This is a genomic window from Streptomyces sp. NPDC104106 (assembly GCF_055584345.1).
In genome coordinates, this window is the sequence record NZ_JBVJMF010000001.1 from 176,722 (window position 1) to 191,247 (window position 14,526).

General features: G+C 72.3%; 14 protein-coding genes. 8 read left to right on the top strand and 6 right to left on the bottom strand.

What is annotated here, in order from left to right; all coding sequences use genetic code 11:
- Positions 1–73: 73 nt before the first annotated feature.
- Complete coding sequence (gene uvrB, locus ACZ60X_RS00860) at positions 74–2,218, bottom strand: excinuclease ABC subunit UvrB (protein WP_469591910.1); 2,145 nt, start codon at positions 2,216–2,218, stop codon at positions 74–76.
- A gap of 49 nt (positions 2,219–2,267) precedes the next feature.
- A complete protein-coding gene (locus tag ACZ60X_RS00865; RefSeq protein WP_469591912.1) occupies positions 2,268–3,125 on the bottom strand; it encodes an MHYT domain-containing protein in 858 nt (285 codons plus the stop codon).
- Positions 3,126–3,406: 281 nt separating this feature from the next.
- Between ACZ60X_RS00865 and ACZ60X_RS00870 the strand changes: the two genes are divergently transcribed.
- Both ACZ60X_RS00870 and ACZ60X_RS00875 read left to right on the top strand, forming a co-directional pair.
- A complete protein-coding gene (locus ACZ60X_RS00870; protein ID WP_469591914.1) occupies positions 3,407–4,279 on the top strand; it encodes a glycerophosphodiester phosphodiesterase in 873 nt (290 codons plus the stop codon).
- 41 nt (positions 4,280–4,320) lie between these two features.
- The gene (locus ACZ60X_RS00875; protein ID WP_469591916.1) at positions 4,321–4,875 is read left to right on the top strand and encodes a methylated-DNA--[protein]-cysteine S-methyltransferase; all 555 of its coding nucleotides are present in this window, start codon (positions 4,321–4,323) and stop codon (positions 4,873–4,875) included.
- A 55-nt stretch (positions 4,876–4,930) separates the two neighbouring features.
- Here ACZ60X_RS00875 and ACZ60X_RS00880 read toward each other — a convergent pair whose 3' ends face one another.
- The gene (locus ACZ60X_RS00880; protein WP_469591918.1) at positions 4,931–5,362 is read right to left on the bottom strand and encodes a VOC family protein; all 432 of its coding nucleotides are present in this window, start codon (positions 5,360–5,362) and stop codon (positions 4,931–4,933) included.
- A gap of 105 nt (positions 5,363–5,467) precedes the next feature.
- On the opposite strand from ACZ60X_RS00880, the gene ACZ60X_RS00885 reads away from it, so the two are divergent.
- On the top strand, positions 5,468–6,376 hold the full coding sequence (locus tag ACZ60X_RS00885; RefSeq protein ID WP_469591920.1) for a pseudouridine-5'-phosphate glycosidase: 909 nt from the start codon (positions 5,468–5,470) through the stop codon (positions 6,374–6,376).
- Complete coding sequence (locus ACZ60X_RS00890) at positions 6,373–7,296, top strand: carbohydrate kinase family protein (RefSeq protein ID WP_469591922.1); 924 nt, start codon at positions 6,373–6,375, stop codon at positions 7,294–7,296. Before ACZ60X_RS00885 ends, ACZ60X_RS00890 begins: the two co-directional genes overlap by 4 nt.
- 282 nt (positions 7,297–7,578) lie before the next feature.
- On the opposite strand, the gene ACZ60X_RS00895 is transcribed toward ACZ60X_RS00890, so the two are convergent.
- Positions 7,579–8,427, bottom strand: a complete 849-nt coding sequence (locus ACZ60X_RS00895) for a methyltransferase (RefSeq protein ID WP_469591924.1) — start codon at positions 8,425–8,427, stop codon at positions 7,579–7,581.
- 206 nt (positions 8,428–8,633) lie between these two features.
- Here ACZ60X_RS00895 and corA point away from each other — a divergent pair, with 206 nt between their 5' ends.
- Positions 8,634–9,761: a magnesium/cobalt transporter CorA gene (gene corA / locus ACZ60X_RS00900; RefSeq protein WP_469591926.1), complete on the top strand. Its 1,128-nt coding sequence runs from the start codon at positions 8,634–8,636 to the stop codon at positions 9,759–9,761.
- An 11-nt stretch (positions 9,762–9,772) separates the two neighbouring features.
- On the opposite strand, the gene ACZ60X_RS00905 is transcribed toward corA, so the two are convergent.
- Together ACZ60X_RS00905 and ACZ60X_RS00910 are read right to left on the bottom strand one after the other, a co-directional pair.
- Positions 9,773–10,414: a nucleoside/nucleotide kinase family protein gene (locus ACZ60X_RS00905; RefSeq protein WP_469591928.1), complete on the bottom strand. Its 642-nt coding sequence runs from the start codon at positions 10,412–10,414 to the stop codon at positions 9,773–9,775.
- A gap of 194 nt (positions 10,415–10,608) precedes the next feature.
- On the bottom strand, positions 10,609–10,968 hold the full coding sequence (locus ACZ60X_RS00910; RefSeq protein ID WP_469592964.1) for a winged helix-turn-helix transcriptional regulator: 360 nt from the start codon (positions 10,966–10,968) through the stop codon (positions 10,609–10,611).
- Positions 10,969–11,155: 187 nt separating this feature from the next.
- Here ACZ60X_RS00910 and ACZ60X_RS00915 point away from each other — a divergent pair, with 187 nt between their 5' ends.
- From ACZ60X_RS00915 to ACZ60X_RS00925, 3 genes are all read left to right on the top strand, one after another.
- Positions 11,156–11,887 carry an NAD(P)-dependent oxidoreductase gene (locus ACZ60X_RS00915; RefSeq protein WP_469591930.1) on the top strand — a complete coding sequence of 244 codons (732 nt, stop codon included), beginning with the start codon at positions 11,156–11,158 and terminating at the stop codon, positions 11,885–11,887.
- Between the two features lie 42 nt (positions 11,888–11,929).
- Complete coding sequence (locus tag ACZ60X_RS00920) at positions 11,930–12,631, top strand: DUF2293 domain-containing protein (protein ID WP_469591932.1); 702 nt, start codon at positions 11,930–11,932, stop codon at positions 12,629–12,631.
- Between the two features lie 283 nt (positions 12,632–12,914).
- A complete protein-coding gene (locus tag ACZ60X_RS00925; RefSeq protein WP_469591933.1) occupies positions 12,915–14,402 on the top strand; it encodes a glutamate synthase subunit beta in 1,488 nt (495 codons plus the stop codon).
- The last annotated feature ends 124 nt before the right edge of the window (positions 14,403–14,526 follow it).

The following is a 14,526-nucleotide window of genomic DNA, read 5'->3' on the forward strand; positions in this document are numbered from 1 at the left end:
CCGCGCTTTGTGTCGGTGTTGCAACACTTGGCGTGAAAGCCGAGGTCCGGCAGGGTGTCGGGATCTCGGGGACTCAGGCGAGCCCGGCTTCCCGCATCTGGCGCAGTTCCTTCTTCATCTCGGAGACCTCGTCGCGCAGACGGGCCGCGATCTCGAACTGGAGCTCCGCGGCGGCGGCGCGCATCCGCTCGGTCATCTCCTCGATCTGCTCGGCGAGTTCGGCCGCCGGACGGTCCGTCGGCACCGCCTGGCCCTTGGCGGACTTGGCCTTGCCGGCCTTCGCGCCCCTGGCCGCCTTGTCGCCCAGCGACGGCACGGGGGCCTTGGCGCCCTTGCCGTCCTTGGACTTGCGGTAGCCGGTGCCGAGGAGCTGTTCGGTGTCGACCTCCTCGCGGGCGATCTGCGCGACGATGTCGTTGATCTTCTTGCGCAGCGGCTGCGGGTCGATGCCGTTCGCCGTGTTGTACGCGATCTGCTTCTCCCGGCGGCGGTTGGTCTCGTCGATGGCCTTCTCCATCGCCGGGGTGATCTTGTCGGCGTACATGTGGACCTGGCCGGAGACGTTGCGCGCCGCGCGGCCGATCGTCTGGATCAGCGAGGTGCCGGAGCGCAGGAAGCCCTCCTTGTCCGCGTCCAGGATCGCCACCAGGGACACCTCGGGCAGGTCGAGCCCCTCGCGCAGCAGGTTGATGCCGACCAGGACGTCGAACTCACCGCTGCGCAGCTCACGCAGCAGCTCGACGCGGCGCAGGGTGTCCACGTCGCTGTGCAGGTAGCGCACCTGGATGCCCAGTTCCAGGAAGTAGTCCGTGAGGTCCTCGGCCATCTTCTTGGTGAGGGTGGTGACGAGGACGCGCTCGTCCTTGTCGGTGCGCTTGCGGATCTCGTGCACCAGGTCGTCGATCTGGCCCTCGGTGGGCTTGACGACGACCTCCGGGTCGACGAGGCCGGTGGGGCGGATGATCTGCTCGACGGCGCCGTCGGACCGCGACAGCTCGTACGGGCCGGGGGTGGCGGAGAGGTAGACGGTCTGGCCGATGCGTTCCTGGAACTCCTCCCACTTCAGGGGGCGGTTGTCCAGGGCGGACGGCAGGCGGAAGCCGTGGTCCACCAGGGTGCGCTTGCGGGAGGCGTCGCCCTCGTACATGGCGCCGATCTGCGGGACCGTGACGTGCGACTCGTCGATGACGAGCAGGAAGTCGTCCGGGAAGTAGTCCAGCAGGGTGTTGGGCGGGGAGCCGGGCAGGCGGCCGTCGAAGTGCATGGAGTAGTTCTCCACGCCGGAGCAGGTGCCGATCTGGCGGAGCATCTCGATGTCGTAGGTCGTGCGCATCCGCAGGCGTTGGGCCTCCAGGAGCTTGCCCTGCTTCTCCAGCTCGGCGAGGCGCTCGCCCAGCTCCTTCTCGATGTCGTTGATGGCCCGCTCCATGCGCTCCGGGCCCGCGACGTAGTGGGAGGCGGGGAAGACGTACAGCTGCTGGTCGTCGCTGATGATCTCGCCGGTCAGCGGGTGCAGTGTGGACAGCGCCTCGATCTCGTCGCCGAACATCTCGATGCGGACGGCCAGCTCCTCGTACACCGGGAAGATCTCGATGGTGTCGCCCCGGACGCGGAAGGTACCGCGGGAGAAGGCCATGTCGTTGCGCGTGTACTGGATGTCGACGAAGCGGCGCAGCAGCAGGTCACGGTCGATCTCGTCGCCGACCCGGAGGGGGACCATGCGGTCCACGTACTCCTGCGGCGTACCCAGGCCGTAGATGCAGGAGACCGAGGCGACCACGACGACGTCGCGCCGGGTGAGCAGCGAGTTCGTCGCCGAGTGGCGCAGGCGCTCGACCTCCTCGTTGATCGAGGAGTCCTTCTCGATGTAGGTGTCCGACTGCGGGACGTAGGCCTCGGGCTGGTAGTAGTCGTAGTACGAGACGAAGTACTCGACCGCGTTGTTCGGCAGGAGCTCGCGGAACTCGTTGGCCAACTGGGCGGCCAGCGTCTTGTTCGGCGCCATCACGAGCGTGGGGCGCTGGAGCTTCTCGATCATCCACGCCGTGGTGGCGGACTTGCCGGTGCCGGTCGCGCCCAGCAGGACGACGTCCTTCTCACCGGCCTCGATGCGCTTGGCCAGCTCGGCGATGGCCGCCGGCTGGTCACCGCTGGGCTGGTAGGGGCTGACGACCTCGAAAGGCGCCACCGTGCGTTCGATGTGGGAAACGGGCCGCATGCCATCCACCGTACGACCCCCCACTGACAACCGGCCCGGATCTGGGGTTCTACCTGGTCCGGGAACCCTGGTGCGCGGGCCGGCGCTCCTCGTGGAGCATGAGCCGGCGCTCCGGGTGGGACCCGACGGCCGCGGCCGGAACACCCGGTTTGTCCTCGACGGCCGGGCGGACAGGCCGGCCCATGACCATCAGCGGGTCGAAGATCACGACGACGGCCGCGAGCAGCAGGAAGGCGAGGGGGCCGATGAGCATGGGCGCGAGCACGGACGGCTCGGGTGCCCCGCCTGCGGTGTGGGTGTGGCCGTCGAGATGGACACTCAGGGCCGCCATCCCCATGTAGTGCATGCCGCTGACCGCGAGCCCCATGACGAGGCTCGCCCCCACGCTCCACAGGAAGCCCCGCACGCGTCCGGCGGCCCACAGGGCGGCGGTGGCGGCCACGACCGCTATGACGACGGAGGCCGCCACGGTGAGGGTGTTGTAGGTGAACCGGCCGTGCAGGCGGACGCCGGCCATGCCGAGGTAGTGCATCGAGGCGACGCCCAGGCCGGTGATCGTGCCGCCGGTGAAGAGCGCGGTGCCGGTCGCGCCCCGGTAGCCGACGATGAAGACGCCGACGCCGACCATGACGATGGCGAGGCCGAGGCTCGCATAGGTGATCGGTTTGTCGTAGTGGATGGGTGTCTCCTTGATGGCGAAGCCCATCATGGCGACGAAGTGCATGGTCCAGATGCCGGAGCCGATCGCGGCGGCGCCGAGGGCCAGCCAGGCGGGCCGCCGGGAGTGCGTGACCAGCAGCGCCCGGGTGGTGCAGCGCAGGCCGAGGGCGCCGCCCAGGCAGGCCATCAGATAGGCCACCAAAGGGGTGACGGCCCCGTAGCTGAATCCGTCGACCGTGCCTTGCATCCGCGGCTGCCCTTCCGCCCTCTTACGTCCCGGAATTACGTCACATGTTCCCCCGGCCCAGGACCGCGCGGGCGGTCAGGGTTGTCGCAGAGAGTATGACTCCCGCCAGAATGGTCGAACGATTTTCCGGCAAAGAAACACGGCGTTGCCGCACTTGTGCCGTACCGGTGAGTGGTCTTGGACATCTTTCCGCGATGTGTGGCCTTCGTGCGCCCGGGCGCCGCTGACCGGTTGCTGTCACTCTGGTAGCCGTCGGTATCGGTTCGGGGCGAGGAGTCCGGATGCACGCGCGCGTAGTGGCCGTCACGGCCGCCGCGGTCCTTGGGATCGCGGCGATATTGCTGAGCCCCGCCTCCGATGCCCGGGCCGGTGGCTCCGGAGAGCCGACCGTGATCGGTCACCGGGGTGCCGCCGCCTACGCTCCCGAGAACACGCTGCCCTCGATCGACAAGGCCGCCCGGATGGGCGTCACGTGGGTCGAGAACGACGTCCAGCGCACCAAGGACGGCGAGCTGGTCGTCATCCACGACGACAGCCTGAAGCGCACCACGAACGTCGAGCGGGTCTTCCCCGGGCGGGCGCCGTGGAAGGTGAAGGACTTCACCGCGGCCGAGATCGCCCGGCTGGACGCGGGCAGCTGGTACTCCCCCGCGTACGCGGGCACGCGCGTGCCGACGCTCGCCCAGTACATGCGCCGGATCGACCACAACCACGAGAAGCTGCTCCTGGAGATCAAGAATCCGGAGCTGTACCCGGGCATCGAGCAGCAGATCCTCAAGCTCCTCGGCAACGAGTGCTGGCTGGACGGCGGTCATCTGGGGCGGCTGATCGTGCAGAGCTTCAGTGCCGACAGCATCCGGACCGTCCACGAGCTGAAGCCCGCGGTCACCACGGCCCTGCTCGGCTCGCCCAAGGTGGGGCAACTGCCTCAGGACGCGCGTTTCGCCGATCTCATCAATCCCTCGTACGGGTCGCTTTCGCGGGGCTACGTCGCTGCCGTGCACGCTTTCAAGGGGCCGCACGGCAGGCGGCTCGGGGTGTTCGCCTGGACGGTGGACGACGCGGCCGGCGCCCGCAAGGCCGCGGGGTACGGCGTCGACGGGATCATCACCAACAAGGCCGACGTGGTGCGGGCGGCACTGCGTTCGGGCTGAGCCGGGCGGGCGTTGTCAGTGGCGGACCGTACCGTGGTCGCATGGACAGCGAACGGCAGGATGATCAGCGCGTCGTATGGGCCGTCGTCGGCAGCGACATCGGCCCGCTGATGCTGGCCGCGACCCGCGAGGGCCTGGTCAACGTCGTCTTCCACGCCACGGACGCGGTGCGCAAGCGGACGCTGGAGCGGCTGGCGTCCCGCTTCGGCGCCGCTCCCGTCGAGGACCCGGACGCGCCGCTGCTGGCCGAGGCGATACGCCAGCTGCGCGCCTACTTCGCGGGCGAGCGGCACGACTTCGACCTGCCGCTGGACTGGTCGCTGATCTCCGGGTTCAACCGCCAGGTACTGCGCGAGCTGGCCGCCCGGGTGCCCTACGGCACGGTCGTGGGGTACGGCGATCTCGCGGGGCGCGTCGGGCAGCCCGGCGGGGCGCAGGCGGTGGGCGCGGCGATGGGCGCCAATCCGCTGCCGGTGGTCGTGCCGTGTCACCGGGTGGTGGAGAGCGACGGCGGCATCGGGGGCTTCGGGGGCGGGCTGGAGACCAAGCGGAAGCTGCTCGCCCTGGAGGGGGTGCTGCCCGAGCCGCTGTTCTGACCGCGTCCGGGGCCCGCTCGGCGACCGCTCCGCCGCTGCCCCTCGTCATACCGGGCTACTCCTCGTAGTGCCGGGCCTCGAAGACGTTGCCGTCGGGGTCCCGGAAGTAGAACGAGCGCGGGGCGTGCCCCCGTGCGCCGAAGGAGTCGTGGCCGGTGGCGGACAGGGGCACGCCGTGCCGCTCCAGCCGTAGGCGCAGGGCGTCGAAGGCGTCGGCCGACAGGGCCAGGCAGACGTGGTTGACCGGGTGGCCGGCGCTGCTCGCCGAGCCGGGCAGCATCCTCATGCGGTCCGCGAAGGTGTGCGGGGCAAGGTCCAGAATCGTCTCCTCGTTGACGCGCACGGAGGGGAACGACACCTTCCCTTCGACGAACTCCGCGAGTCTGACCGGCTCCAGACCGACCGCCTCGCTGTAGAAGCGGGCCGCGGCCACCGGATCCGCCACCCACAGGACGACATGGTCGAGACGCGTGCTGTTCTTCGTCATGCGCCCCAGGCTGGTGGCGTCTTCCACAGGCCGCAAGCGTTTGGGCGCGGCCGGCACCCGCCAGAGATCCAGGTAGGGGAAGCCGACGGACAGGAGGCGATGCGCATGGTGCTCGTGGTGTCGGAAGAGGTCCGGGAAGCGATCGGCGCACGGCGGCCGGTGGTGGCCCTGGAGTCCACGATCATCGCGCACGGACTGCCCCGCCCGCGCAATCTCCAGGTGGCGCTGGAGCTGGAGGAGGCGGTACGGCGGGAGGGCGCCGTGCCGGCGACCGTCGCCGTCCTGGACGGACGTCCCCGGGTCGGGCTGGACAAGGAGCAGCTGGAGCGCGTCGCGAACGAGGACGGCATCCGCAAACTGGGCCATCGCGACCTGCCGCTCGCCGTGGCCGCGGGGGTGAGCGGGGCGACCACGGTGTCGGCGACGGCACAGCTGGCCGCGCTCGCGGGCATCCGGATGTTCGCCACGGGCGGGCTGGGCGGTGTGCACCGGGAGTGGGCGGTGACGCAGGACGAGTCGGCCGATCTGGGACTGCTGGCGCGCACGAGGATCACGGTGGTGTGCGCGGGCGTGAAGTCGATCCTTGACGTACCGGCGACGCTCCAGCGGCTGGAGACCCTGGGCGTGGCCGTCGCGGGGTACGGAACGGACCGCTTCCCCGGCTTCTACCTCGCCGACTCCGGACACGCCGTCGACTGGACGCTGGCCAGCCCGGACGAGGTCGCCGAGGTCATGCGTGCCCAGGACGCGCTCGGCGCCACGGAATCGGCGCTGATCGTCGCCAACCCCGTACCGGAGGCGGAACAGCTCGACCCCGAACTGCACGCGCGCGTGCTCGCCGACGCGCTGCGCGCCTGCGCGGAAGAGGGCGTCACCGGACAGGCGGTGACGCCTTTCCTGCTGGACTACCTGGTCCGGCACACGGACGGAGCCTCCCTGAGCGCCAATCTGGCGGCCGTGCGCGGCAACGTACGGCTGGCCGCCCGGATCTCCACGGCCTGGACCCGGGGGTGACCGCCGGCCGGAGCGGGGCGCTGCTGGTCGTCGGGGACGTGGTCACGGACGTGGTGGCCCGGCACCGGAGGCCGCTCGCGGCGGGCACCGACACGGCCGCCACGATCCGGACGCTGCCGGGCGGGGCGGGCGCGAACGTGGCTTGCTGGGCCGTCCACGCGGGCTGTGCGGACGTACGGCTGCTCGGGAGGGTGGGGGCGGAAACCGCCGCGTGGCACGAGCGGGAGCTGGTCACCGCAGGGGTACGGCCCCGGCTGGTGGTCGATCCGGAGGCTGCGAGTGGGACGGTGATCTGCCTCGTCGACACAGCAGCGGCGGCCGAGCGCACGTTCCTCACGGACAGCGGGGCGTCCCTGCGATTGGAACCCGCCGACTGGTGCGACACGTTGCTCGACGGGGTCGCCCGACTGCACCTGTCGGGCTATCTGCTGTTCACAGAGCGCAGCCGGGCCCTCGCGCGCACGGCACTGGCGGCAGCACGCGCGCGTGGTGTGCCGGTCAGCCTGGATCCGGCCTCCGTGGGCTTCCTCGAGCGGCTCGGGGTCGACGGATTCCTGGCGTTCGCGGAGGGGCTGGACGTGCTGCTGCCCAGCCGCGACGAGGCGTGCCTGCTGACCGGTCTGCCGGATCCGGCGGACGCGACGGCCAAGCTGAGCCGTCTCGTGCCGCTGGTGGTGACCAAGGCGGGCGCGGACGGCGCGCTCGTGGCCCGGACCGGCACTCCGCTCGCCCGGATCCCGGCGACTCCCGCGGTCCCGCGGGACACGACGGGCGCCGGTGACGCCTTCACCGGCGCGTTCCTCGCCGCGCTGCTCCTGGGCGCGGATCCGCTGGAGGCCGCGGCCCGGGGCTGCGGGGCGGGCGCCGAGGCGGTGGAGCGGGTGGGGGCTAGGCCGCCCCGTCCGGGCGGCGCCGAGTAGCCGACCGGCAGTCGGCGAGCCGTGCGCCGTGCACCTGGGCGGAAGGCCGGGCAGCGCATGATCGGGCGTGAGTGGCACGGTGCCGCACGCTGTGCGGGACCAGGCGGGTGCGGCACAGGGCCGAACGCCGTACCGGACGCGCGGTCTCGGCAGCGCCGCTCCTGACCGGCCGACAGTAACGGGGGCCCGCGAGGCTCACCGCCACGACGCCGGCCCGCGGGCCTCGGGAACGGCCCCGGCTCCGGCGGGCGGCCCGCACCCCCGCCTCGCCCACCCCGCAGCTCAGGCGACCTCAGCCGCCGCGCTTGCGCCGGCAGACCGCTCAGCCTTCGTCCCCTCGGCCTTTGTCCCCCACGCCGAGATCATCGGTGCGGTGGCCAGATCCATGGAGGCTGCCTCGACGTTGGCCAGGTGCTGGTCGATCTCCTTGTCGGTGGCGAGTCCGGCGGTGACGAGACGGTCGCGGATCTGGCGGACCGTCGCGGCCTCCAGCGCGGTGCAGGCGGGCGAGGTCACCGGAAAGTAGGCGTCGGCCTCCACCCCGGTCAGCCCGGCCTCTCGGAGCAGCCGCGGGAGCCTGCGGCCGTACGACAGATCGGCGCCCCGTTCGGCGAGGAGCTTGCGGAATCCCTGGCGCAGCCGGTTGGCGAGGCGCTGCTCCGGGCCGTGCTCGTCGGGGCAGACCAGGGGCTGGAGGGCGGGGTCGGCGTCCTCCACGAGCAGCCTTCCGCCGGGCCGCAGCGCCTGGATCATGGACCGCAACGCCCGCTCCCGGTCCGGGACATGGACGAGCACGAGCCGGGCGTGGACCAGGTCGAAACCCTCACCCGGAGGTTCCTCGCCGGCCACGTCGTGGACGCGTACCTCGACCGGCGGGCGGGCCGCGGCGGCGAGCAGCGAGGTGTCGATGTCGGTGGCGACGACCTTCCCGGTGGGACCGACCTTCTCGGCGAGCCAGTCCACCACGGAGGTGCCACCGGCGCCGACCTCCCAGCAGCGCCATCCGGGTCCGATGCCGAGGCCCTCGATGTGCCGGAAGGTCGTCGGGTCGAAGAGGGTGGCGAAGGCGTCGAAGCGCTGTCCCGCCTCGTTCTGCCGGTTGTCCAGGAGGTACCCGTCGGATCGCGTCATGGGGGGATCATCCCAGCGCCCGGCCTGCCCGGATCCGCCGACGCTCCGGGCGGGCGAGGCCGGGGCGGCGGGTCCTTGTCCACAGGCGGGAACCAAGCGGAATCCGCTGTTCCCACAGGCGTACCCACGTTTTGTTCCCGGCTGGCACACTGCTCGGGCAGGGCGCGAACAGCGTTGCGCGAGGAGATCCAGGCAAGGAGATCCAGATGTCCATGGCGGGGAATCTGCGGAAGGTCACGGGGCTGGGCAAGGCCGCCGGCCTGCGCAAGGTGGCGCAGTTGGCGCGGCGGCGCCCGCGCGTGGACCTGAGCCATCCCGCCAGGTCACCGCTGGGGTCCTCGGTGGTCAACTGCGTGACGTATCAGGATGGGGTGCGGGTGCCGACCTGCACCGACCTCGTGGACGCCGTGAAGATGGTGCGCAAGACCGGCGAGGGCTTCGTCTGGCTGGGGCTGCACGAGCCGACGGACCGCGAGTTCGCGGGGATCGCGGAGCTGTTCGACCTGCATCCGCTGGCGGTGGAGGACGCTGTCGAGGCTCACCAGCGACCCAAGCTGGAGCATTACGGCAACACGCTCTTCGCGGTCTTCAAGACGGTCTGCTACGTCGAGCACGAACGGCTTACGGCGACCAGCGAGGTGGTCGACACCGGCGAGATCATGGTGTTCGTCGGCGAGGACTTCGTCATCACGGTGCGCCACGGCCGGCACGGTTCGCTGGGCCCGCTGCGCGAGGAACTGGAGGCGCGTCCGCACCAGTTGTCGAAGGGGCCGGCCGCGGTGCTGCACGCGATCGCCGACCATGTCGTGGACGACTACCTGACCGTCACGAACGCGGTGCAGGCCGACATCGACCAGGTCGAGACGGAGGTGTTCTCGGAGAACGGCGCTCGGCTCGACCCGGGCCGCGTCTACCAGATGAAGCGCGAACTGCTGGAGCTGAAGCGGGCGGTGGTGCCGCTCGGCCGCCCGGTGGAGGACCTGGCCACCCGGCCCATACGGGTCGTCCCGCCGGAGATACGGGCGTACTTCCGCGATGTGCTCGACCATCTGATCCGGGCCAAGGACCAGATCGCCGCGTTCGACGAGTTGCTGAACTCCATTCTCCAGGCCCACCTCGCGCAGGTGACCGTCGCGCAGAACGAGGACATGCGGAAGATCACGGCCTGGGCCGCGGTGATCGCCGTGCCGACGATGGTGTGCGGTGTGTACGGCATGAACTTCGACAACATGCCGGAGTTGCACTGGCGATTCGGGTACCCGCTGGTCATGGCCGTCATGGCGGTGGCGTGCCTGGCGCTGTACCGGGGCTTTCGGCGCAACGGCTGGCTCTGAGGGGGCGGGGGTCAGCCGCTCCAGGCGGGATGACGCGGGTCGTCGGCGCGCACCAGGACGTCCGCCGTGCCCGCGGGATCGGTCTCGGCGGCGTAGCGCTCGAAGGCCGGGAGCGTCCAGTGGTCGGCCTCGGGGGTACGGCGGCGCAGCGCGGCCGGGGAGAGCAGGAGGTGCACGGTCAGGTCGAGCGGGAACCAGTGACGCAGCAGGAGGGGGCCGTGGAGCAACAGGATCCCGCCGGGCGGGAGTTGGACGTAGGGACTGCGGGTGGCGCGGTCGGTGGCCGGGTCCCACAGGTCGGGCAGGACGCGCCCGCTGCCTCCGGGGTCGAGCGGGCCGAGGACTTCACGCCACAGGGCGCCGGTGTCGAACCAACCGCCGTAGTAGGACTCCGCGTCCCGCCGCCCGTGTTCGAGGCGCAGCGAGGCGGGGCGCAGGAAGCCCTCGGTGCCGACCACGAGCGCGGGCCGGCCGCGCACGCGCAGCGCCTCGCCGACCCGCTCGGCGAGGTCTCCGGGCCGGGCTGCCGGGGCCCCGTCGAAGCCGACGCGGGGCCAGGCGCCGCCGTCGGCCGGCTGGAGAGAGGCCAGGCGGTCGGCCAGCAGCTCGGCGAGCCGGTCCCAGGTGATCGCTTCGAGTCGCACGGGGCCCATGATGCCTGGTTGCCGGGAGGGGTGCGGCGGCGCCTGCCGGGGTCAGGGGCGCGCAGCCGCGGCCGGGGCAGGTGCCCCCACGTGGCCGGCGGCGGTCTCACGGCTCCGGCGCGTTCGGGCAGGACGGTAGGGCGGCCGGCGGGCGGCACGCGCGTCGGTGACAGCGTCCCCGCGGCCGGCGCCCAGCTCGGTGTTCAGTTCTGTGGTCGGCTCGCGTCCGCGACTGCTGACCGGCGGGCGGCCAGGAGGGCGGGCAGATGGGCCTCACTCCACGTGCGGGCGGCGTCGAGGAGCGGGATCAGGGTGCGGCCGAGGGGGGTGAGGGCGTATTCGACGCGGGGCGGGTTCTCGTCGTAGGCGGTGCGGGTGATCAGGCCGTCGCGCTCCATGGCGCGCAGGGTCTCGCTGAGGACCTTGCGGGTGACGGCCTTGAGTGGGACCCGCAGTTCACCGAAGCGGCGCGGGCCGTCCTGGAGGCAGCGGATCACCATGCCCGCCCACTTGTCGCCGACGCGGATGGGCATCACGGAGGACGGACACAGGGGGTGGAACATGTCGGGATCGAGAGGCGCGAGCCCATCGGCATCCGTGGCGCCGGCCTCGGAGGGCGACGCGTCGGCCGTCCCGTGGGGCACGTCGGTCATGCGCCGAGGGTAGCGCCGATACCGTTGAAGTAACCGGGGGTGCGCGCCCTACCGTCCTGGTCCGACACGAAAACCGTGCGGGTCATGGAGGTGAGGGATGAGCGGGATCGTGGTCTTCGGTGCCGGGGGCCGGGCCGGGCGGGCGGTGACGGCCGAGGCGCGGGCGCGGGGCCTGACGGTGACGGCTGTGGTGCGGGATCCGGCGCGGTATCCGGATCTCGGGGCGCGGGGGGTGACGGTCGTGCAGGGCGACGTGCTCGACGCCGGGTCGGTCGCCGCGGCCGCCGCGGGGCATGCCGGTGCGGTGCACGCCGTCTCGCCGGTCAGCGGGCCGGCGCAGGGGATCGACACGGTCGACCCGGAGTTCTTCGTGCGGGCCGCCGACGCGCTGCTCGACGGGCTCGGCGCGGCCGGTGTGGCACGGCTCGTCGCGGTGGGCCTGGGGGCGAACCTGCTGGGCGCGGACGCACGGATGGTGCTGGACGACCCGGCGGCCTTTCCACCGGAGCTGCGGCCCTTCGCGCTGGCGCACACCGCCGGGCTGGACCGGCTGCGCGAGCGCGGGGACGGGCCCGTCGACTGGGTGATGCTGACGCCCGCCGGGTTCCTGGAGCGGGGCGGGCCCCGGACGGGGCGGTATCGCGTCGGCGGCGAGCGGCTGCCCGGCGGCGCGGGCGAGGGTGGCGCGGGCGAGGGTGGCGGCGGTGGGCCGTGGCTGTCGTACGCCGATCTCGCGGTGGCGGTGGTGGACGAGATCGAGGCTCCCGTACGGCACCGTACGCGGGTGTCGGTGTTCAACGTTCGCGAGGGAGAGGAGGAGCAAGGGTAGGGGACACGGAGTCAGCGGCCGGTGGTGGGGAAAGTAGCGCGTATGAGCCTTTCCGAGACGCCAACTCCCCACTCTTCGGGGCGGCTTGTGGTCGTCCAGAGTGCGAAGCGCAAGCGGTGTGCCGTCTGCCGGGGCGGGCCGTTGTCGCTGCTCGTGCTGGAGGACGGGGCGCCGCGCTGTCTGGACTGTGCCGACCTGGGGCACCTGGTGTTCCTGCCGCGCGGCGACACGGCGCTGACCCGCAGATCGCGGGAGGAGAGCGCACTGTCGGCGGTGGTGGTGCGGTTCAACCGGCGCAAGAGCCGGTACGAGCGGCAGGGCGTGCTCGTGGAGGAGGCGGCGCTGGCCCGGGCGGAGTCCCGCTGTCTGGCGGACGCGGAGGCGCGGCGCCGACGGCGGGCGCGGGACGCGCGGCGCAGGGCGGTGGAGGACGAGCGGTTCGTGGCGGCGTTCGCGGCCGAGATCCTCCGGCTGTTCCCGGGCTGCCCGGCCGAGCGGGCGCGGGCCGTCGCGGCGCACGCCTCCGTGCGGGGCAGCGGTCGGGTCGGGCGCAGTGCGGCCGGGCGGGCGCTGACGGAGGGAGCGGTGATCTCGGCGGTCGTGGCGGCCGTGCGGCATGTGGACACGCCGTACGACCAACTGCTGATGAGCGGGGTGGCGCGGTACGAGGCACGGCGCCGCATCGCCCCGGTCGTGGAGGCCGTGCTGCGGAGCTGGCAGGACGCGGGGGCGGACGTCGGGTGAGCGGGGATCGCCCCCGTGTCCCACCCGCCGTCATCTGGCCGGGCCGTCCGCGTCCCGCTCCCTCGTCCGACCGGCCCCTCGTGTCCTGGACCTTGCCTGACCGGTCCCTCCGCGTCCCGCCCCCACCTGGCCGGTACCGGCGCACTCACCGGCCCTCACCTGGCCGGTACCGCCCGCACCCGCGCCCGGCCCCGGAGCGCGGGAAGGCGCTGACCGCCGCTCTGCGCGGTCGGCGGGGCGGACGTATCGTGGCCGGAAGAGTGCCGGAGAAGTGGCGGCGATCATGGCCGATCCCAAGGGGTTCATGACCACCCCGCGCCAGGAGTGGCCGCGGCGGCCCGTCGAGGAGCGTGTGCGGGACTGGGACGAGGTGTATGTCCCCGGTGCGCTGCTGCCGATCATCAGCAAGCAGGCCGACCGGTGTATGGACTGCGGCGTCCCGTTCTGCCACGACGCCTGTCCGCTGGGGAACCTGATCCCCGAGTGGAACGACCTGGTGTCGCGGGAGGACTGGCGGGCTGCGAGTGACCGGCTGCACGCGACGAACAACTTCCCCGAGTTCACCGGGCGGTTGTGTCCGGCGCCCTGTGAGGCAGGGTGCGTTCTCGCGATCAATCAGCCGGCCGTGACCATCAAGAACGTCGAGTGCGCGATCGCAGACCGGGCCTGGGAGGAGGGTTTCGTCCCGGCTCGCCCGCCGGATCGGCTGTCGGGCAGGACGGTGGCCGTCATCGGCTCCGGACCCACCGGGCTCGCCGCGGCCCAGCAGCTGACGCGGGCCGGGCACACGGTCGCGGTGTACGAGAAGGACGACCGGATCGGCGGGCTCATGCGGTACGGCATCCCCGAGTTCAAGATGGAGAAGCGTCATCTGGAGCGGCGGATCGGGCAGATGCGGGCGGAGGGGACGAAGTTCCGGACGTCGACGGTGGTCGGGCGGGATGTCGGGGCGGCGGAACTGCGGGGCCGGTACGACGCCGTCGTCGTCGCCACCGGGGCCACGGCGTGGCGGGAACTTCCGGTAGCGGGCCGGGCGTTGGACGGGATACACCAGGCGATGGAGTACCTGCCGCTGGCCAACCGGGTGTGCGAGGGGGATCTGGAGGTCTCGCCGCTGTCGGCGGCGGGCAAGCACGTGGTGATCGTCGGCGGCGGTGACACGGGGGCGGACTGTCTGGGCACCGCGGTGCGCGAGGGGGCCGCGTCCGTGACCCAGTTGGACATCTACGCGCAGCCGGGGGCCGAGCGCGACGACGACTCCGAGCCATGGCCGACGTACCCGAAGATCTACCGGCTGTCGGCCGCGCACGAGGAGGCGCGGGACCTGCGGACGGCACCGGCGGCGGACGCGGACGCGCGGCTGTTCGCGGCGTCCACGCTCCGCTTCGCCGGGGACGCGGAGGGGAGGGTGCGGTCACTGCATCTGGTGGAGGTCGACGAGCGGCGGCAGCCGGTGGCCGGCACCGAGCGCGTCCTCCTGGCCGACCTCGTGCTGCTCGCCCTCGGCTTCTCGGGGCCGGATCAGGAGGACGGACTGATCGGGCAGTTGGGGCTGGCACTGGAGGCACGCGGCACGATCGCCCGGGACGACGGCTTCGCGACCAACGTCCCCGGGGTGTTCGCCGCCGGGGACGCGGCTCGCGGACAGTCGCTCATCGTCTGGGCGATCGCGGAGGGACGATCGGTCGCCGCGGCGGTCGACCGCTATCTGACGGGCGGCACACGGCTGCCGGCCCCGGTGTCACCCGGCGATCGGCCGATGCGGGTGTGACAGCGGGCGGGCCCTGGCGGCGGCCGGTGCGGCAACGGCGGGATGCGGCGCCATGGCCTATCGGCGGTGCCATGGCCGCCCGCCGGCGCGGCGGGCCTGGTGCGGCCGGCGCTGCGGAGTGACG